The organism is Bradyrhizobium sp. USDA 4454 (assembly GCF_054822705.1).
Window position 1 is genome coordinate 688,986 of the sequence record NZ_JBTRCN010000001.1, and the last position, 17,759, is coordinate 706,744.

General features: G+C 65.8%; 18 protein-coding genes and 1 tRNA gene. 9 read left to right on the forward strand and 10 right to left on the reverse strand.

The window, feature by feature from the left end; genetic code table 11:
- Positions 1 to 48 precede the first annotated feature (48 nt).
- Positions 49 to 1,089 (forward strand): hypothetical protein, encoded by a 1,041-nt coding sequence (locus tag ACVIW0_RS03125; RefSeq protein ID WP_461350995.1) that lies wholly within the window; start codon positions 49 to 51, stop codon positions 1,087 to 1,089.
- A gap of 140 nt (positions 1,090 to 1,229) precedes the next feature.
- Positions 1,230 to 2,672 (forward strand): MATE family efflux transporter, encoded by a 1,443-nt coding sequence (locus tag ACVIW0_RS03130; RefSeq protein ID WP_461350996.1) that lies wholly within the window; start codon positions 1,230 to 1,232, stop codon positions 2,670 to 2,672.
- 171 nt (positions 2,673 to 2,843) lie between these two features.
- Here ACVIW0_RS03130 and ACVIW0_RS03135 read toward each other — a convergent pair whose 3' ends face one another.
- From ACVIW0_RS03135 to ACVIW0_RS03150, 4 genes are read right to left on the reverse strand one after another with little or no spacing between them, the layout of a single operon-like run.
- Positions 2,844 to 3,260 (reverse strand): SRPBCC family protein, encoded by a 417-nt coding sequence (locus ACVIW0_RS03135; RefSeq protein WP_461350997.1) that lies wholly within the window; start codon positions 3,258 to 3,260, stop codon positions 2,844 to 2,846.
- A gap of 27 nt (positions 3,261 to 3,287) precedes the next feature.
- Positions 3,288 to 3,647: a VOC family protein gene (locus ACVIW0_RS03140; RefSeq protein WP_461350998.1), complete on the reverse strand. Its 360-nt coding sequence runs from the start codon at positions 3,645 to 3,647 to the stop codon at positions 3,288 to 3,290.
- Positions 3,648 to 3,704: 57 nt separating this feature from the next.
- The gene (locus ACVIW0_RS03145; protein ID WP_461350999.1) at positions 3,705 to 4,544 is read right to left on the reverse strand and encodes a helix-turn-helix domain-containing protein; all 840 of its coding nucleotides are present in this window, start codon (positions 4,542 to 4,544) and stop codon (positions 3,705 to 3,707) included.
- A gap of 10 nt (positions 4,545 to 4,554) precedes the next feature.
- Positions 4,555 to 5,133 carry a methylated-DNA--[protein]-cysteine S-methyltransferase gene (locus ACVIW0_RS03150; RefSeq protein ID WP_461351000.1) on the reverse strand — a complete coding sequence of 193 codons (579 nt, stop codon included), beginning with the start codon at positions 5,131 to 5,133 and terminating at the stop codon, positions 4,555 to 4,557.
- A 201-nt stretch (positions 5,134 to 5,334) separates the two neighbouring features.
- Between ACVIW0_RS03150 and ACVIW0_RS03155 the strand changes: the two genes are divergently transcribed.
- From ACVIW0_RS03155 to ACVIW0_RS03170, 4 genes are all read left to right on the forward strand, one after another.
- Positions 5,335 to 6,852, forward strand: coding sequence for a glycosyltransferase family protein (locus tag ACVIW0_RS03155; protein WP_461351001.1), 1,518 nt, complete (start codon positions 5,335 to 5,337; stop codon positions 6,850 to 6,852).
- A gap of 202 nt (positions 6,853 to 7,054) precedes the next feature.
- Positions 7,055 to 7,128, forward strand: a tRNA-Gly gene (locus ACVIW0_RS03160).
- 45 nt (positions 7,129 to 7,173) lie between these two features.
- Positions 7,174 to 7,437 (forward strand): DUF3551 domain-containing protein, encoded by a 264-nt coding sequence (locus ACVIW0_RS03165; protein ID WP_461351002.1) that lies wholly within the window; start codon positions 7,174 to 7,176, stop codon positions 7,435 to 7,437.
- Positions 7,438 to 7,480: 43 nt separating this feature from the next.
- Positions 7,481 to 7,657, forward strand: a complete 177-nt coding sequence (locus tag ACVIW0_RS03170) for a hypothetical protein (protein ID WP_461351003.1) — start codon at positions 7,481 to 7,483, stop codon at positions 7,655 to 7,657.
- Between the two features lie 303 nt (positions 7,658 to 7,960).
- Here ACVIW0_RS03170 and ACVIW0_RS03175 read toward each other — a convergent pair whose 3' ends face one another.
- Positions 7,961 to 8,980, reverse strand: coding sequence for an LLM class flavin-dependent oxidoreductase (locus ACVIW0_RS03175; protein ID WP_461351004.1), 1,020 nt, complete (start codon positions 8,978 to 8,980; stop codon positions 7,961 to 7,963).
- A 267-nt stretch (positions 8,981 to 9,247) separates the two neighbouring features.
- Between ACVIW0_RS03175 and ACVIW0_RS03180 the strand changes: the two genes are divergently transcribed.
- Both ACVIW0_RS03180 and ACVIW0_RS03185 read left to right on the forward strand, forming a co-directional pair.
- Complete coding sequence (locus tag ACVIW0_RS03180) at positions 9,248 to 10,414, forward strand: NADH:flavin oxidoreductase/NADH oxidase (RefSeq protein ID WP_461351005.1); 1,167 nt, start codon at positions 9,248 to 9,250, stop codon at positions 10,412 to 10,414.
- A gap of 36 nt (positions 10,415 to 10,450) precedes the next feature.
- Positions 10,451 to 11,380 carry a dihydrodipicolinate synthase family protein gene (locus tag ACVIW0_RS03185; protein ID WP_461351006.1) on the forward strand — a complete coding sequence of 310 codons (930 nt, stop codon included), beginning with the start codon at positions 10,451 to 10,453 and terminating at the stop codon, positions 11,378 to 11,380.
- 215 nt (positions 11,381 to 11,595) lie between these two features.
- Here ACVIW0_RS03185 and ACVIW0_RS03190 read toward each other — a convergent pair whose 3' ends face one another.
- The 3 genes from ACVIW0_RS03190 to ACVIW0_RS03200 all read right to left on the reverse strand — a co-directional run bounded on the left by ACVIW0_RS03190 (position 11,596) and on the right by ACVIW0_RS03200 (position 14,244).
- Positions 11,596 to 12,765, reverse strand: a complete 1,170-nt coding sequence (locus tag ACVIW0_RS03190; protein WP_461351007.1) for a cytochrome P450 — start codon at positions 12,763 to 12,765, stop codon at positions 11,596 to 11,598.
- 102 nt (positions 12,766 to 12,867) lie between these two features.
- Positions 12,868 to 13,665 (reverse strand): helix-turn-helix transcriptional regulator, encoded by a 798-nt coding sequence (locus tag ACVIW0_RS03195; protein ID WP_461351008.1) that lies wholly within the window; start codon positions 13,663 to 13,665, stop codon positions 12,868 to 12,870.
- Between the two features lie 216 nt (positions 13,666 to 13,881).
- A complete protein-coding gene (locus ACVIW0_RS03200; protein ID WP_461351009.1) occupies positions 13,882 to 14,244 on the reverse strand; it encodes a nuclear transport factor 2 family protein in 363 nt (120 codons plus the stop codon).
- A gap of 343 nt (positions 14,245 to 14,587) precedes the next feature.
- Between ACVIW0_RS03200 and ACVIW0_RS03205 the strand changes: the two genes are divergently transcribed.
- Entirely contained in the window at positions 14,588 to 15,742 is a 1,155-nt protein-coding gene (locus ACVIW0_RS03205) for an alpha/beta fold hydrolase (protein WP_461351010.1), read from the forward strand.
- 75 nt (positions 15,743 to 15,817) lie between these two features.
- Here ACVIW0_RS03205 and ACVIW0_RS03210 read toward each other — a convergent pair whose 3' ends face one another.
- Entirely contained in the window at positions 15,818 to 16,168 is a 351-nt protein-coding gene (locus ACVIW0_RS03210) for a RidA family protein (RefSeq protein WP_461351011.1), read from the reverse strand.
- Between the two features lie 120 nt (positions 16,169 to 16,288).
- Positions 16,289 to 17,737: a CDGSH iron-sulfur domain-containing protein gene (locus ACVIW0_RS03215; protein ID WP_461351012.1), complete on the reverse strand. Its 1,449-nt coding sequence runs from the start codon at positions 17,735 to 17,737 to the stop codon at positions 16,289 to 16,291.
- Between the last annotated feature and the right edge of the window lie 22 nt (positions 17,738 to 17,759).

Below are 17,759 nucleotides of genomic sequence, written 5' to 3' on the forward strand. Positions count from 1 at the left end.
ATCATGCGCGCGAGGCCTGATCTCGCCAACAAGAATGCGGGAGCGAACATGACCGGAGAGCAACCGGCGCAATGGCGGAAGTGGCGCAGCGTCGCCGATCTCTATCACGCCTTCTTCACCGGGTTGATCCTCACCGTGGTCACGCGGCGCGGCACGGCCGACGCCGCCGAGTTCGTCTTCCGCGTATTTCGCCGCCAGCAGCAGGAACGCTTCCTGCCCGGCTTGAAGAAGCTCGGCCTCGACGGTCTGCCGCCGGCGGTCGCGGCCGCGCAGTATCACTATCTCTCCAACTGGATCGGCGGCGTGCATGTCGAATACATGCACGAGACCGACCGCAAGGCCTGGATCCGCTATCCGCCGCCGCGCTGGATCTGGAAGGGCACGGCGATCTGCGGCGTGCCTGGCGAGGTCTCGCGCGCGATGCTGCGCGGCTGGCACGCCAACAACGGGGTCGCGCTCGGCAACTTGCGGCTCGGCTTCGTCTGCACCAAGCAGAGCGTCGACGGCCAGGACGGGCTCGAAGGCTATTACTGCGAATACGATCACCCGCTCGAGCTCGATCAGCGCCTGGTGTTCGCGCGCCACCTCGAAGCGCCGCTGTTCGATGCCAAAACCGCGCCGGCGCTGCCGGTCGAAAGCTGGCCGCGTCAGCGGCTGGAGAAGGCCTATCGCAACTACGCGATGGAATATGTGAAGACGGCCGCGCCCGTTATGGTGCAGGTGTTCGGGCCTGAGGATGCCAGCTATCTGCTGCATCTCACCGGCAAACTGATTGGCATGCAGTATTTTGACGAGGTCGCGCAGGCGCTCGGTGGCAGCCGTGGCCGTGCCACGGAATTTGCCGCATTCCTGCGCGCGCTGTTCGAGTCGCAGGATGATGTCGCAGTCATCAGCGCGTCCGAGGGCCAGTTCGAGATCCGCCAGCAGGGCTGGAAGCTGATGGCTGACGTCGCCGACTATCACCCGGCCTGCGCCAGCGTGCTGACCGGGCTGTTCGAAGGGCTTGCCGCCGGCTGCGGACGGCATATTCCGGTGCATCTGAAGCCGAACAGCGCTGCCGGCGCGCCATTCGTCTGGTCGATCGGCTAGCGCCAAGGTTCATCTGGGTTCATCCGGGTTCACCTGCAATCGCGCAGGCCCCCCTTGCGTCCCGCGCACGTGGAATCCGCCGCTGCCATGGTAGGGAAACACCATGGCGCGGCTCCCAGACTGCGCGCGTGGGAGTGGAAATGTCCGATCTCGGCCTCGCCGAAATACCTGTCGACGAACAAGAACGGCCGCTGCCGCCGCCGGTGAGCAAGCCGGCGCGCAACGCGCTGCTCGACGGGCCGATCCTGCGCACGCTGCTGTGGCTGGCCTGGCCGAACGTGATCGCGCTCTCGGCCGGCACTTGCGTGGTGATCGCGGAAACCTCCTATATCGGCCGGCTCGGCGTCGAGTCGCTAGCGGCGATGGCGCTGCTGTTTCCCTGCGTGATCCTGACCATGACGATGTCGGGCGGCGCGATGGGCGGCGGTGTTGCCTCCGCGATTGCGCGCGCGCTCGGCGCCGGCGAGATCGAGCGCGCCTCGACGCTCGCCATGCATGCGCTGCTGATCGGCCTGATCTTTGGTCTCACGTTCATGCTCGGCATGCTGATCTTCGGTCCGCGTCTGCTCGAACTGCTCGGCGGTCGCGGCAATGTGCTGGCGCAGGCGATCGCCTATTCGCAGATCTTCTTCGGCGGCGCGACCCTGCCCTGGCTGATGAACACGATGGCCGGCATCCTGCGCGGCACCGGCAACATGAAGCTGCCGTCGACCATGATCCTATCATCGGCGGTGTGGCAGATCATCCTCGGCGGCACGCTCGGGCTCGGCCTCGGCCCGGTGCCGCAATTCGGCATGCGCGGCGTCGCGGCGGGTTCGCTGATCGCCTATTCGATCAGCATCAGCGTGATGGGCTGGTATCTGTTCTCGGGCCGCGCTCGCGTGAAGCCGAAGTTCAGGGGGCTGCGCGTGCAATGGGCGATGTTCATCGACATCCTCAGGGTCGGTGCCGTCTCCTGCTTCTCGCCGCTGCAATCGGTCCTGACGATCTCGATCTTCACCCACATGCTGGCGCAGTTCGGCACCGCGGTGCTCGCCGGCTACGGGATCGGCGCGCGGCTCGAATTCATGTTGACCTCGGTCGCGTTCGCGGTCGGCATCGCCTCGGTGCCGATGATCGGCATGGCGGTCGGCGCGGAGCGCGTCGCGCGGGCCCGGCGCATCGCCTGGACCGCCGGCACAATATCGTTCCTGTTGGTCGGTGTGGTCGGCAGCTTCATCGCCGTCTTCCCCGATCTCTGGGTCAACCTGTTCACCAACGATCCGCATGTGCGGGCGACCAGCCATCAATATCTCTCGACCGCCGCGCCGATGTACGCCTTCATCGGGCTTGCGATGTCGATGTATTTCTCCTCGCAAGGCGCGGCGAAGGTGCTGGGACCGGTGCTGGCGCAGACCGCGCGGCTGATCTTCATCGGCACCGGCGGCTGGTGGCTGTCGGCCCATGAGGCGAGCGCGCAAAACTTCTTCGCCCTCGCCGCCGCCTCGATGGGGGTGCTCGGCGTGCTCTCATGCCTCAGCGTGATCCTGACGCGCTGGGGCAAATCAACGCCGGTCGCAGCAGTGCAGCCGGCCCTGTCTTGAGCTATTGGACTCGTCATCCGGTCCTTCCCCGTCATCCTGAGGAGCGCGCCCTTGCGCGCGTCTCGAAGGATCGACGGCCCCCGTGAGCGGCGTGCACTCGTGGATACAGCCGGGCCGTCGACCCTTCGAGACGCCGCTTCGCGGCTCCTCAGGGTGACGGTGATGGATGTGTCACGCAGCGTTCTTTTCCTTCGCCGATTTGGCCTGCGCCGCCTGCATCGCCGCTGCGCCGAGGTCCATCTGCGCGTCCATGTAGGGCGCGATCTCGTGCGGCAGCACGTCGGCGATCCACACCACCCGGCAACGCGCGTCGCCATCGGCGAACACCTGCACCGAGGCGGAATGCTGCTTCAGCCGTTCGCTGCTGATCGCATAGACCAGCCGCCGTCGCTTGTCGTCGCAATCGACCAGTGTCTCGCGCGCCACGGTGCCGTTGCTGAAGGTGACGGTGCGGACGTCGCCGTCGAGCTGGGTGTCGGTCACGAAGCCCGGCACAAGCCGCGTATGCAGCGCGCCGAAATCGCGCAGTGCGTCCCAGACGTGATCGGCCGGTGCGTCGATCGGGATGTCCTTGTGAATTGAGGCCATGGGATTGGGTCCTTTCATCAACTGATCTTAGGTCGACACCGCTTCGACATTGTTGCCGTCGGGGTCGAGCAGAAACGCCGCGTAGTAGGTGGGGCTGTAATCCTTGCGATGGCCCGCCGCGCCGTTGTCCTTGCCGCCGGCCTTCAGGCCTGCGGTATGGAATGTCTTGATCGCGTCGTGGCTCGGGGCGCGGAACGCGATGTGGGCGCCGCCCTGCGCCTTGCCCTTGTGCAGATGCAGCCAGAGCGCGGGCTCGCCTTTTGGGCCGAAACCGGCGCCGCTGTCGTCGCGCGAGCACAGCACGAAGCCAAGCGGCGCCAGCACCGCGGTGTAGAAGCGCACGCTGGCGTCGAGGTCACTGACGCGTAATCCGATGTGGTCGTACATGATGGGGTCTCCAGTCGTTGGGCGCGCCGACGGACGCGCGGACCGGAGCAACCCTAGCTATTGCAGCGCAAGACGTTCTTGGAGAATCTTGCGGTCGCCGCGGGAGGCCTGGCGGAACTTCAGCGGCGAGGCGCCGGCGGCGCGGTGGAAGCTGCGCACGAAATTGGAGAGATCGCCGAAGCCGACGTCATAGGCGATGTCGGTGATCGGACTGTCGTCGTCGGCCAGCCGCCGTGCCGCATGCCGCAGCCGCGAGCGCACGAGATATTGATGCGGGGTGACGCCGAGCACCGCGGAGAACAGCCGCAGGAAGTGGAACGTGCTGAGGCCCGCCTGTTCCGCGGCATCGTCGAGGTCGATTTGATGCTGCGAATTGGCGTCGATCCACAGCGCGGTTTCAACCGCGCGGCGGCGGTCGCGCAGGCCGGCGACGAGGGGCTTTGCCTTGCGCTCCGACACCAGCTCGACCAGCCGGCTGGCAAGCAGGTGACCGACCTCATCGAGGCCGACGTCGCTGTTGCCAGCTGCCGCCGTCTGGGCGAGCTCGCCGATCACCATCAATTCCGGCAGCGGCGGCACCGCGCCGACCTGCCAGACTGACGTCTGATTGCCGATGGTCTCGACCAGCTCCGGGTCCAGGAAAAAGGACAGGCATTCGTCGCCGACCACATGGTCGTGGGTGCAGGTGTATTCGTCGCCGGGATGGCCGACCAGGATCGAGCCGGCCACCAGCTCATGGAAGCGGCCGCGGCAATGGCAGCCGAAGCTGCCGCTGCGCACATAGGACACGGAGTGGCAGGCGAACTGCTCGGCGAACGGCTTATCGCCGGGCTCCGCCGTGCAGCGAAACTCGTTCACCGTGATGCGCTCGCGCTGCAACGGCGTGGACCGGTTCATACCCCAGGATTTAGGCCTGCGGCCGGGGCCGCGCAACCGGCAGCAGCACGTCGAACAGGGTCTTGCTGGCGGTCAATTGGGCGCCCTCGATCGAAAGCAGGCGCCGCTTGGAGATGCTGCCGCCGTTCGGCGAGATGCGGTCGGCATAGTGGCCCGCCTCGAGCACGCGATGGCAGGGCACGATGATCATGAACGGATTGCGGCCGAGCGCCTGCGCCACCGAATAGACCGCGCCGGAAGCGCGCAGGGCCCTCGCCACCTCGTCATAGGTCCGGGTCTCGCCGCGGGGAATGCCGCGGACAATCTGATAGACGCGCTGATCGAAGGCCGGAATGCTGCCCATGTCGAGCGCAACGCCCGACAGGTCGCGATCGCCGCTGCGCATGATCGCGGCGATGCCCTCGATTGCGACCTCGACCTCCTCGGGCGGCCGCATCTCGCGTGCATCGGGATAAAGCTTGAACAGCCGCCTGCGGGTTTCGATCTCGCGCCGCTCGGGAAGCTGCACGCCGGCGATGCCGGCTTCGCCCCATGCGATGCCGCATCGGCCGATTGCCGTGTCGAAAATGGTGTACCCACGCCCCGCCATGACGCCACCAACCCCCAGGCGCGATCATAGCATCGGTGGCCGCAGGCGCATCCGGAATCTTCACGTTTAGTTAAGCATGTCGCGGCCGGCGCTGTGTGACCTCGACAACGTCCGGTCACGCATCCTCCGGTCACGCATCTTAAAGGCTTTGCCCGCTATCTGGTCGCCAGCATGCTGCTCCCCGATACGATCGGCCGAACGATGACGAGCACCAGCGCCGAAGCCGCGCCGGGCAGCGCGGGCATGGCCCGGCGTGCGCGCGGGCGCTTTCTCCCGCTGTTCGCGTTGCTGTCGCTGGCGCTGCTGATCCGTCTTGCGGCCGCGGTCTGGCCCAACGTGATGTATCCCGACGAGATCTTCCAGTATCTCGAGCCGGCGTGGCGCATGCTCGGCCATGACGGCATCCTGACCTGGGAATGGCGCGAAGGCATCCGCGGCTGGTTCCTGCCGACGTTGCTGGCCGGGCCGGTTGCGCTTGGTGATGCGGTTGCGCCCGGCGGCGCCGGTGCCTTCCTGGTGCCGCGCCTGCTCGCGGCATGTGCGTCGGTGTCGATCGTGGTCAGCGCCTGGTTCTTTGGCGCACGGGTCTCGCGAACCCATGCCGTCGTCGCGGCCTTTGCCGCCGCGGTCTGGTTCGAGTTGGTCCTGCTCGCGCCGCACACGCTGGGCGAGCCGCTGGCGACGGCGCTGATCGTGCCGGCGGCGCTGCTGGTAACCAATCATCCGTCGCAGCGGCGTCTTGCGATCGGCGGTGCCTTGCTCGCTTTCGCCTTTGTCTGCCGCTTCCAATATGCGCCGGCCATTGCGGTGCTCGCCCTCGGCGCCTGCTGGATGCGCTGGCGCAACCTCGTTCCGCTGGTCGCCGGTGGCCTCGCCGCGCTGGTGCTCACCGCCGCAATCGATCTTGCGCATGGCGCCGTGCCGTTCGTCTGGCTGATCGGCAATATCAAGGAAAACCTCGTGCAGGATCGCGCCACCGAGTTCGGCGTGACCCCGCCCGCGGCGTATCTCGTCAACTTCCTGATCGTATGGTCGGCGGCGATCGTATTGCCGCTCGCTGCGATCTGGCGCGGCTGGCGGCATGCGCCGCTGCTGCTGGCTGTCGCGCTCGCCAACCTCGTCTTCCACAGCGTGATCGCGCACAAGGAATACCGCTTCGTCTTCCTCTCGGTGGTGCTCTTCATCATCGTCGCCGCGCTCGGCTCGGCCGACTGGGTGCGATGGCTGCGCACGAAGGACAGATGGCGCCGCCTTGCGTTGCCGGTCGTCATGGCTGGCTGGGCGCTGCTCTCGGTGGCGCTGGCCGGCGCCAGCGAAGGCATGCGCGAATACTGGACGCGTGGCGTCGGCGCCGCGCAGCTAGCGACGGAACTGCGCAACGATCCGCAGATGTGCGGCCTTGCGCTTTACAACGTCCGTTTCCAGCTGTTGCCTGGCCGCGAGCGTTTGGTCGGCCCGGTGCCGCTCTATGTGCTTGCGCCCGCCGATCCGCTTGCCGAGCTGGTGCTGCCGCTGCTGCTGCAGACCACCAAGCCGGCTTTCAACCGCATCCTTGCACGCCCCGAGGCGGCCGGCGATCTGCCGGCGGATTTTTCCCGGCAAAGCTGTGCCCATGTCGGCATCGCCGATGCCTGCATCTACGCGCGCAGCGGGACCTGCGATGCAACGGCCGCCACACCCTTTGTCATCAATGACGCGCTCGTGAGGATGGGGCACTAAAGCATGATCCGGAAAAGTGTGTAGCGGTTTTCCGAAAAGATCATGCGCAAACAATGCACTAAAGCGCGATAACGATTCAATCTGATCTCACCGCGCTTTAGCGGCGGCGATCGGCGTCAATGCACGCTTGATCCGTTGCCGCCGCCCGGGCTATGGTCCGGCAGGTCGCACCCGATTGGGTCGACCTCAAGCAATTGAGATTGCGGGCGTAGTTCAATGGTAGAACGGCAGCTTCCCAAGCTGCATACGAGGGTTCGATTCCCTTCGCCCGCTCCAGCCCTTGGGCGGTCGTAGTCTGTGGGCAATCGCAGGAGAGCCGACGTGAAGTTGCTTGGAGCGCTGCTGCTTGCGCTGAGCGCGCTTTGGATGACAAGGCCAGCCTCTGCACAAATGTATGATCCGCGCTACCCGGTCTGCAGGCATGTCTATGGTGCGTTGATCGGCGACCGAATGGACTGCGACTTCGCGTCGCTGAATCAGTGCCAGGCCGGCGCTGCGGGGCTTCCGGCGACCTGCCTGATCAACCCCTTTTACGCGCCAGCCGATGCACCGAGATCGGCGCGCCGCGACAGGCGGGAACGATGACGATTTCCGCTCGTTTTCGCGGGCGTCCATTTGAGATCGACCCATGGAATGGTGGTTCTACGCGCTCATTGCGATCGTTGTGATCGGATGCGTATTTGTCCTTCGCGCCCGTCGCGGCAGCTCTTCGAACGAGGACGAGGAACTGAACCGGCGACTTGATGAGCGCGTCGATCGCCTTCGCCACGATCTCGCCGAGCGTGATCGCGATCGCGATTCCTGACGTGGGCATATCGGCGGTCAGGCCTGCCGCGATCGCCCGGGATATTACGGCGATCTGTTCACGTAACGTGCCCGCCTAACGAACCGTACTCAACCTGTTCTTCTCACAAGGCGCAGTTATGTTTCCGTAGTTCTCCGCGTTTGAGAACGGAGTTCCGCCGGAACGATCTCGCGGGTTCCGGCATTGGCGCTGTAGAACCGGCCAGCCTCCGGTAGAGAATGGTCGGTTCAAGCCCGCGGCCGGTCGTCCGCCTTCAACCACACCCCTAGAAGGACGGCCGCCGCGGGTCCCGATCGCGCAAACTCACCGCCATCCCATCGCGGGCGCGACGTGAGCGAGAATGCTCTCGATCACATGCGCGTTGTAGGCGACGCCGAGCTGATTGGGGACGGTCAGCAGCAGCGTGTCGGCCTCGGCGATCGCCTCGTCGGTCTTGAGCTGCTCGATCAGCTTCTCCGGCTCGGCGGCATAGCCGCGGCCGAAGATCGCGCGCGTGCGCTCGTCGATGAAGCCGATCTGATCTTCCTCCTGGCCGTTGCCGAAATAGGCGCGGTCGCGATCGTCGACCAGCGCAAAGATGCTGCGGCTCACCGAGACCCGCGGCTCGCGGCTGTGACCGGCCTCCCTCCAGGCGGCGCGGTAGGCGCGGATTTGCGCGGCCTGCTGGATGTGGAAGGCCTCTCCGGTCTCGTCGCTCTTCAGCGTCGAGCTCTGCAGGTTCATGCCGAGCTTCGCGGCCCAGACCGCGGTGGCGTTCGAGCCGGCGCCCCACCAGATGCGCTCGCGCAGGCCTTCCGAGAGCGGTTCGAGCCGCAGCAGGCCGGGAGGGTTGGGAAACATCGGCCGCGGATTCGGCTTTGCAAATCCCTCACCGCGCAGCAGCTCGAGGAAGATCTCGGCATGACGCCGGCCCATGTCGGCGTCGGTCTGGCCCTCGCCCGGCTGATAGCCGAAATAGCGCCAGCCATCGATCACCTGCTCCGGCGAGCCGCGGCTGATGCCGAGTTGCAGGCGTCCCTGAGCGATCAGGTCGGCCGCGCCGGCGTCCTCGATCATGTACATCGGATTTTCATAGCGCATGTCGATGACGGCGGTGCCGATCTCGATCCGGCTGGTCTTCGCGCCGACCGCCGCCAGCAGCGGGAACGGCGAGGCCAGCTGGCGGGCGAAATGATGGACGCGAAAATACGCGCCGTCCGCGCCGAGCTCTTCGGCGGCGACCGCAAGATCGATGGATTGCAGGAGCACATCCGCGGCCGAGCGGGCCTGGGATTGCGGCGAGGGCGTCCAGTGCCCGAACGAGAGGAATCCGATTTTCTTCATGTCGGCAATGTAGGCATATCAGGCGCGAATTGCGATCGGTGGCGGACCTCGGGATGACCGAAAGTCGCCCATGGATGACGGAAAGTGTTTACCGGCCGGGAAATTATTCTGCGGCAAATGTTGCGGGTTGCGCATTTCGCGCGGCTGCGCAACTGCGCATGCGTGCAGGTCTTGCCGCCTGCGCCACGGCGTGACTTGCGATCTCGGAACGCGCCGCCTAGCTTTCTGCCACCATTTTTCCCGCCACCACGTTTTCCGCAGGTCCCGATGCCGCAGCCGCTTCTGTTTCAGCCGATCACGCTTCGTGGCGTGACCTCCCGAAACCGCATCCTGATTTCACCGATGTGCCAGTATTCGGCGACCGACGGTCTCGCCAATGATTGGCATCTTGTTCATCTCGGCAAGTTTGCCCAGGGCGGCGCCGGGCTCGTGATGGTCGAGGCTGCGGCGGTGGTCGCCGAGGGCCGCATCACCCATGGCGATGTCGGCATCTGGAACGACGAGCAGATCGCGCCGCTTGAGCGCATCGCAGCCTTCTTGAAGGACAATGGCGCGGTGCCCGCGATCCAGCTCGCGCATGCCGGACGCAAGGCCAGCATGCAGCGCCCCTGGTACGGCAATGCCGCCCTCGATGATGCCGATCACGTCCGCGGCGATCTGCCATGGCGAACGGTGGCGCCGAGCGCGATCCCGATGGAGCAAGGCTGGCTGATGCCGCACGCGCTCGATGTCGAGGAGCTCGCGGCGTTGCGCGAGCAATGGCGGCGCGCCACGCTGCGTGCGGTGGAGGCCGGCTTCGAATTCGTCGAGGTGCATTGTGCGCACGGCTATCTGCTGCACCAATTCCTCTCGCCCTTGTCGAACCACCGGAGCGACGCCTATGGCGGCGACCGCACCGGGCGGATGCGCTATCCGCTCGAAATCATCGAGACCGTGCGCGCCGCCTGGCCCGCGGAGCGGCCGCTGTCGGTGCGGATCTCCTCGGTCGATGGCGTCGACGGCGGCCTGACGCTCGAGGACCAGATCGCATTCGCGCGCGAAGCCAAGGCGCGCGGCGCCGATTTGATCGATTGCTCGTCAGGCGGCCTGCTCGGCTCGGCGACCGCGGCGCGGATTCCGCGCGGTTACGGCTTTCAGGTGCCCTATGCGGACGAAATCCGCCGCGCCGCCGAGGTTGCCACCATTGCGGTCGGCCTCATCCTGCATCCGCAGCAGGCCGAAGATATTCTGGCGGACGGCCAGGCCGATCTGGTCGCGATCGGCCGCGAGGCGCTGTTCGATCCGAGCTGGCCGCTGCATGCCGAGCTTGCGCTTGGCGTCGGAAGCGGCGAGGTGTTCGCATCCTGGCCGAAGCAGTATGGTTGGTGGCTGGAGCGGCGCGAGCCGGGCCTGCGCAGGCTCGAAGGTCCGCCGTTGCCGTTCCGCAGCGTTTAATCAGAACAGCTGACAAGAAACCTGGGAGGTCGTCCTATGACAACAATCGCAAAGCGTCCCTATCGCGGCGTCTTCCCGGTCGCGCCGACCATCTTCGATGCCGACGGCAACCTCGATCTCGACGGACAGCGCCGCTGCATCGATTTCATGATCGATGCCGGCTCGCACGGCATCTGTATCCTCGCCAACTTCTCCGAGCAGTTCGTGCTGACCGATGCCGAGCGCGAGACCGTGATGCACGCGGTGCTCGAGCACGTCGCGGGCCGCATTCCCGTCATCGTTACCACGACGCACTTCTCGTCGGCGGTGTGCGCCGCGCGCAGCCGCCAGGCGGAGGCCGCCGGTGCTGCGATGGTGATGATCATGCCGCCCTATCACGGTGCGACCTTCCGCGTCGGCGAGCCGGCGATCTATGAATTCTATCGCGTAGTCTCGGATGCGATCGGCATTCCGATCATGATCCAGGACGCGCCGGTCGCCGGCACGCCGCTGTCGGTCGATTTCCTGGCACGGATGGCAAAGGAGCTCGCCAATGTCAGGTATTTCAAGATCGAGGTGCCGATGGCGGCGAACAAGCTGCGCGGCTTGATCGAAAAGGGCGGCAGCGTCATCGAGGGGCCGTGGGACGGCGAGGAGGCGATCACGCTGATGGCCGATCTCGATGCCGGCGCCACCGGCGCGATGACCGGCGGCGGGTATCCCGACGGCATCCGCCAGATCATGGATCCGTTCCTCGCCGGCCGCCGCGACGAGGCCATGCAGGCCTATGCGCGCTGGCTGCCGCTGATCAATTACGAGAACCGGCAGTGCGGGCTGCAAGCCTGCAAGGTGCTGATGCGCGAGGGCGGCGTCATCAAATCGGACGCGGTGCGCCACCCGTTGCAGCCGCTGCATCCGGCGACGCGCGTCGGCCTGATCGAGATCGCGCGCACGCTCGATCCGGTCGTGCTGCGCTGGGGGCGGTAGGAGCGTCTAGAGCGGAATGATTGGTTGAAGCACACGGCGGTTTCGGTTCACCTCTCCCCGACGGGGAGAGGTCGGATTGCGAAGCAATCCGGGTGAGGGCTCTTGCTCTCTCGATCGACCGCAACCCCTCACCCGATTTGCTACGCAAATCGACCTCTCCCAAGGGAGAGGTGAGCTTCCGACGCCGATCCAGCTTAACCTAGTCTCAGCGTGCCCTACGCGTCCCATGTCACCGGCAAATCCAGCAGGCCGCGGAACGCCCAGCCGCCGATCCGCGGCGGCTTGTCCGCGATCAGGCGCAGATTCCTGAGCCTTTCGAAGATCGCGGGCAGCGCGACGTCGGCGACCATGGCGCGCGAGGCCCAGGCGCCGGCGCAGAAATGCGGACCGGCGCCGAACGCGATGCTCTTGCTGGCGTCGCGGCGCACGTCGAATGCGTCGGGCCGGTCGAAATGCTTCTCGTCGCGGTTCGCCGAGCCGAACATCAGGAACACGCGTTCGTTGGTCTCGAAGGCGACGTCCCGGATCGTCCAGGGCTTTGCGATCCGCCGCGGCGACATGCCGATCGGCGAGATCCAGCGGGCATATTCCTCGAACACCTGCAGCCACGGGATCGCGCCGCTCAACGCCAGCGCCAGCTGGTCCGGATGGGTCAACAGCGCCCACACCGTGCCGGCGATCGCGTCGCGCGGCTCGTTCTGACCGCCCGAGATCGCGAGCTTGATGTTGGCGCGCACGCTCTCCATCGGCATATCGGTCTGCAGCAGCACGCCGAGCAGGCTGAGGTCGGGCGTCCTGCGCAGGACCGGCACCATGTCGTCGATCGCGGCGTCGATGCCCGAGGTCGCCGCGTGGCAGCGCGCCTCGATCGCGGGATCGCCGACGTAATTGGCAATGCCGTCGATCATGCCCTGCGACCACGAGTTCATGTCCTGAAAGCGCATGTTGGTGAGGCCGGTGATCGATTTCAGGCATTCGGCCGAGAACGGCAGCGCGAAGGCTTGCACGAAATCGACCGCGCCATCCGGCGTCAATTCGTCGAGGATGCGCCTCGCATGTCCGGCGAATTGCGCGGTCCAGTGCGACCGCACCGTCTTCGGCGAGATCGCCGGGAAGATCGCCTTGCGTTCGGTCATGTGCGCATCGCCGTCCTTGCGCATCATGTTGTGGCCCATCAATTTGTTCATCAGCCCTTCGGGCTGGTGCGACGAGAACACGTCGATCTGCTTTTCCGACACGAAGATGTCGTCGCGGTTGCACAGCAGCGTGCTGCCGAGCTGCGGCACGAAAGCGATCGGCGCCTCCTTGCGCATGCGCGCCAGTGCCGGATAGGGATCCTGCCAGAACGCTGTGACGTCGATGTCGATATGGGGCGCGGTGCTCACGGCGCGATCTCGGGTTGGCCTCAGGTTTCGGACCAAGCATAGGCGCCCTGTCGCCGCCGGTCTGTCCCTACCGCTTGGGACAGGCCACCGCTCAGAGCTGCCTCAATTCAGCTGGCGTCCCGACGCCATCAGGCGCAGGGCGATCGCGAACAGCTCGTTCTGCGAGGAGATGCCGAGCTTGTCATAGGCGCGCTTGCGGTAGGTGAGGGCGGAGTGCAGCCCGATGCCGAGCTCGGCTGCGATGGCTTCCGAGCTGAGGCCGGTGAGGATGCGCAGGCAGACCTCCTTCTCGCGCCCGGTCAACCGGGCGAGCGGCTCGGTGGTCGCAAACAGGGTCTTCAGCCGCGCGATCGGATCCACCTCCGGCGCTGGGTCGCGCTGGAAATGCCGCGCAACGGCTGCGGTCAACGCGGGCGCGACCGCGGCGAGGCGCGCGATCTGCTCGCGGCTGAAGCGGCCCTGCGCGGTGATCTGGTAGAAATTGACGTAGAAGCAGATGTCGCCGGTCCAGATCGCGGCGGCGAACTTGTCGACGATGTCGGAATCGTCAAAGAAGATCTTGCGGTAGCCGTCGCTGTACATCCGGCGGGCGAAATTCGGCAGCACGATCGGCGCGGCCTGCGACTGGCCCTCGAACACCGCGTCGCGGTTCGGGTCGGCCTGATGGAAATGTTCGGAATAGGCGATCCCCAGATCGCGCCCGGTCGGGATGTTGCCGACGTCGAGCAGGCACGCGGCCGACCGCGGGCCGGTGAACGAGAACACCATGCAGTGACCGACGCCGGCGACGCGGCGCAGCGAGCCGATCAGCGCCTGCGCAAAGCTGTCGTGGCCGATCGCCAGCAGCGCCGGCGTGATGTCGCTGACGACAGAAGTCTTGAAGGCGAAATCGGCCTTCATGGTGTCCTCCCTGTGTTTCGGGAAGACTAGCAGCGACATCACTGGGGTGGAAGCGGGGGCGTCCCATCTCCTCGTCATTCCGGGGCTCGCGCAGCGAGAGCCCGGAATCCATCGGACCGCAAGCGCTGCGGCTGAATGGATTCCGGGCTCGACGCCGCGCGTCGCCCTCAGGTGCGCAATTGCGCACCGGGGAATGACGGCCATGTGGAAATCGCCTCAGGCGCTCGGCACTTGGTCAAGGAAGCCGGTGATGCTCCTGATCCGGCCGTCCTTCAGCATGGCAAAGTCGGTGCCCTTGATCGGGCTGTCGACGCCGTCGGGGCCAAGCCCCCAGGAGAAGCGGACGTGGTCGCCAAAGCCGTTCGGCTCGCCGATCAGCTTGAACGAGAAGTCCGGAAACTTCTGCTGCACGCCCGCGATCAGCGCGTCGACGCCTTCATGGCCGTCGCCGCTCATCAGCGGATCGACATAGCGCGCATCGGCGGTCCAGTTCTCGCTCAGCATCTCGCGGCGCCGGCTCGGCGTGCGCTCGTTCCAGAGCTCGATGTAGCGGCGGGCAATGGTGGCGTGGTCGGTCATGCTGCTCTCCTTCTGATGCGCCGGACTGTGCGGCTGTTCGGACTATCGAAGGTTCGCGTGCGCCGATCGATTACCTCAGAGGTCATCGCGCGCGTGACGGTGGCGCGAGCTACGGCTTTATATTGGCTCGGGATCGCCGTGCGCATGCACGTTGAGCGGCTCGCAGGCATGGTCCGGCAGCAGCCGGCAGGTCGCGCCGGGGTCGCGAGATCGTGACGTCCCGGCGTGGCTGCTGCTCCAGCCGGTTTGGCGTAGACTGGTCCGGACTGAATTTGTCGCTTCTTGATCAGGGTCAAGGTTTTGACCGCGTTGGCCAGACTATCCCGCAACGATCGATCGGTGAATGACCTTGCCCGAAAAGGTGGACCCATCGGAACGAAGTGCGAGCACCAGTTGGGCGCAGGACGCTTGGCTGTGGCCGTTCGAAGCCGCGCGATTGGCGCTGGACATCTACTCGCATTGGTACCCCAAGCCTGCGTCCGTGCCGACGGATTTGCCGGGCGAAGCGGCCGCGTTGCCCTGGACGACGGCTCACACGGTCGCGCTTGAACTGGCCTCGATGCGCCTACTGGATTTCTCGAGCGCGGCGGAAGGCCGGCCGCTGCTGGTCTGTGCGCCCTATGCGCTGCACCGTGCGAAGATAGCGGATCTTGCGCCCGGCCACAGCCTGATGGAGACGTTACAGAAGGCGGGTATTGCGCGCCTCTATCTCACCGACTGGCGGTCGGCGGGCCCGGAGATGCGATTTTTCTCCATCGATACTTTCTTGTCCGATCTCAACGTGGCCGTCGACACGATCGGGCCGCCGGTCGACCTTGCCGGTCTCTGCCAGGGCGGCTGGCTGTCATTGCTCTATGCGGCGCGCTTTCCCGGCAAGGTGCGACGGCTCGTGCTCGCCGGCAGCCCGCTCGACGTTTCGGTGCCGTCGGAGCTCTCCAGGATGGTCGCCTCGGTTCCACAGCAAGGTTTCGAGGCGCTGGTCCGTCAGGGGGATGGGATCGTCAGCGGCAAGCACATGCTGCAGGCCTGGAGCGTCCCTTTCACCATTCGTGACGTGGAAGCGGCGCTGCAGCGGCAGCTCGACGACAAGTCGGAGGATGCGCGGACGCTGCTCGATCGCTTCATGCGCTGGAACGACGAGACGCTTGATCTGCCGGGCACCTACTACCTCGAAGTGACCGACTGGATCTTTCGCCAGAACCGGATCGCGGCCGGAGACTTCGTCGCGCTTGGTTGCAGGATCGATCTTGCTGCGGTGAAGCAGCCCGTCTTCCTGCTCGCCGCGGAGAACGACGTCGTCGTTCCGCCCGACCAGGCGCTTGCGACGTTGCGACTGCTCGGGACCCCGCCGGCTTGGCTGCAGTGTGACACCGAGCCGTGTGGTCACCTCGGTCTGTTCGTGGGGTGCAAGGCCTTGGCCGGTTCGTGGCACCGGATTGCCCGCTGGCTTCAGTCCGATCTTGGTGAGGCCGCGGAACGATTGCGGATCAGCGCGTGAGCGGAACACGCGAATGCCCGAACTGCGTCTTGCAATCCGGGGCATCGAGATTCGTCGCGGTGACGGATGTCGTGCTTACTTCGCTGCGACCACCATGATCTCGACATTGTACTGCGGCGCCGCGAGCTTGGCTTCGACGGTGGCGCGGGCCGGGGTGTTACCCTCCGAGACCCACGAGTCCCACACCGCGTTCATCTCCGGGAATGTCTTCATGTCGGTGATGTAGATCGTCGCGCTGAGCAGCTTCGACTTGTCGGTGCCGGCTTTGGCGAGATGGCCGTCGATGATCGACAGGATGTCCTTGGTCTGGTCGGTCACGCTACCGCCCGCGGCCTTGCCGGCGACGACGCCGGCGAGATAGACGGTATTGCCGTGCACGACGGCCTGGCTCATGCGCGGGCCGGTTTCGAAACGTTGAATGCTCATTTGGGTCTCCACTTGAATGGCGGAAACTCTCTAGCCTGCCAGCGCGCCCGCCGCCACTGCACAATTTGCAGCACCGTTCACGGAATCGCTCGAAATTGCTCCGAGATCGCCTCGGCGCAATCAGGCCTGTGGTTCCAATCCGTTCGCCCAGCGTGCGAACAGCGCGACCCGTTCGGCCGGCCAGGCGCCGTCACATGGCATGGTCCCGGCTTTCAGGCGAGCGAGGATCTGCCGGCAGTGCCTGGCGACATCCTCTTCCTTCCAGAGGTCGAACGCGAACAGCATCGCGTTGCGATCCATCGGCCGGAATAGCGGCCGGATGTGCTGTTCGAACTGCACGGCCTCGCCGGGACCGGGCAGCGCGACGGCGGGATCATTCGCGACCGCCGCATCGCTCGCGGCAGCCGACGGCCGCGCGGCCGGCGTTGCGTTGCAGACCCACCACCAGCGCGGCACCGGCATGTTCGGCGGTGTCGCGCCGGAGCCGGAATTCTCCAGCGCGATCCGCGATCCCCATTCGATATAGGCGACGAAGGCGGCGCGGAATTCCGGATCGGACGGGAGGCCGGCATCGTCGGCGCTCTGCATCATGTAGGTGGCCCACAGTGCGCGCTGCTCCGGCCTGATCTGCTTGCCGATGTGCTGCGAAACCATCCGCCGATAGCCGCCATAGCGTTCGGTGTAGAATTTCGGCCCACCGAACACCTCGCTGAGCCAGGCCGCGACCCGCTCGGGATGGTCCGGCGACATCTCGGCGAACAGCGGGGAGAGCAGCGGGTCCTCGGGCACATAGCGGCTGTAGAAGATGCGCGTCATGTCGAGCAGCGCCGGATAGCCGCCCGCCCATTCGAACAATGTCGGCTCGCGCAAGGGATCGGGAACGGGGTCACGAAACGCAACGTTCCAGTGCATGCCGCTGCAGAACGGCTTGTTCAGTGACGCGCCGCAGCGGCACAGGCTGACATGTTCCTGTGACGCGCCCGCGTTCTGCGCGACCGGCGTGCCATCCGCGTCGACCAGCTCGACATGGCCGGTGACGCGATAGGGCCCGTCTTTCGACACTTCGATCTGCGGCGGCCGGTTGGTATCGGACAGGTTGGCGTCGCGCACGGGGCCAATGCCGATGCCGAGCGCGCCCGACGGGCATCGGCGCACCGCGTTGATGAGGTCGTCGAGGCGCGCACCGCTCGGTGCGACGAACGGCTCTTCGCCGAGATGAAACACGGCGTTGAGCCGGTCGGTGCAGAAGCCGGAATGCGCGCAGGTGCCGCGGTTGTCGAATACGAACGCTTGCTGCCCCGCATAGATGTCGAGCTTGTCGGGCACACGCCGCGGATCCCTGGAGTCAGTGAAGCCGCGCGCAACGTGGCTGTCGTCGCAGAACGGCTTTGTCTGCGATTGCCCGCAGCGGCAGAGCCGCACCGGCGCCTCGGCTGCGACAGGTACGCCGAGATGATCGACAATGGCAATGTCGGGCTCGGGTTCATACGGCCCGTTGCGCCTGATGGTGATGCGCTTGCGCCGAGGTTGCCTGTCGCTCGACCCTTGGACGGAACTGTCGTCTGTCATGCCTTGCAATGATCCCTGAACT

What these genes read in the sequence shown, in the direction of transcription:
- ACVIW0_RS03125 (WP_461350995.1), top strand. Translation starts at nt 49, where the DNA reads ATGACCGGAGAGCAACCGGCGCAATGGCGGAAGTGGCGCAGCGTCGCC.
- ACVIW0_RS03130 (WP_461350996.1), top strand. Translation starts at nt 1,230, where the DNA reads ATGTCCGATCTCGGCCTCGCCGAAATACCTGTCGACGAACAAGAACGG.
- ACVIW0_RS03135 (WP_461350997.1), bottom strand. Translation starts at nt 3,260, where the DNA reads ATGGCCTCAATTCACAAGGACATCCCGATCGACGCACCGGCCGATCAC.
- ACVIW0_RS03140 (WP_461350998.1), bottom strand. Translation starts at nt 3,647, where the DNA reads ATGTACGACCACATCGGATTACGCGTCAGTGACCTCGACGCCAGCGTG.
- ACVIW0_RS03145 (WP_461350999.1), bottom strand. Translation starts at nt 4,544, where the DNA reads ATGAACCGGTCCACGCCGTTGCAGCGCGAGCGCATCACGGTGAACGAG.
- ACVIW0_RS03150 (WP_461351000.1), bottom strand. Translation starts at nt 5,133, where the DNA reads ATGGCGGGGCGTGGGTACACCATTTTCGACACGGCAATCGGCCGATGC.
- ACVIW0_RS03155 (WP_461351001.1), top strand. Translation starts at nt 5,335, where the DNA reads ATGACGAGCACCAGCGCCGAAGCCGCGCCGGGCAGCGCGGGCATGGCC.
- ACVIW0_RS03170 (WP_461351003.1), top strand. Translation starts at nt 7,481, where the DNA reads ATGGAATGGTGGTTCTACGCGCTCATTGCGATCGTTGTGATCGGATGC.
- ACVIW0_RS03175 (WP_461351004.1), bottom strand. Translation starts at nt 8,980, where the DNA reads ATGAAGAAAATCGGATTCCTCTCGTTCGGGCACTGGACGCCCTCGCCG.
- ACVIW0_RS03180 (WP_461351005.1), top strand. Translation starts at nt 9,248, where the DNA reads ATGCCGCAGCCGCTTCTGTTTCAGCCGATCACGCTTCGTGGCGTGACC.
- ACVIW0_RS03185 (WP_461351006.1), top strand. Translation starts at nt 10,451, where the DNA reads ATGACAACAATCGCAAAGCGTCCCTATCGCGGCGTCTTCCCGGTCGCG.
- ACVIW0_RS03195 (WP_461351008.1), bottom strand. Translation starts at nt 13,665, where the DNA reads ATGAAGGCCGATTTCGCCTTCAAGACTTCTGTCGTCAGCGACATCACG.
- ACVIW0_RS03200 (WP_461351009.1), bottom strand. Translation starts at nt 14,244, where the DNA reads ATGACCGACCACGCCACCATTGCCCGCCGCTACATCGAGCTCTGGAAC.
- ACVIW0_RS03205 (WP_461351010.1), top strand. Translation starts at nt 14,588, where the DNA reads ATGACCTTGCCCGAAAAGGTGGACCCATCGGAACGAAGTGCGAGCACC.
- ACVIW0_RS03210 (WP_461351011.1), bottom strand. Translation starts at nt 16,168, where the DNA reads ATGAGCATTCAACGTTTCGAAACCGGCCCGCGCATGAGCCAGGCCGTC.
- ACVIW0_RS03215 (WP_461351012.1), bottom strand. Translation starts at nt 17,737, where the DNA reads ATGACAGACGACAGTTCCGTCCAAGGGTCGAGCGACAGGCAACCTCGG.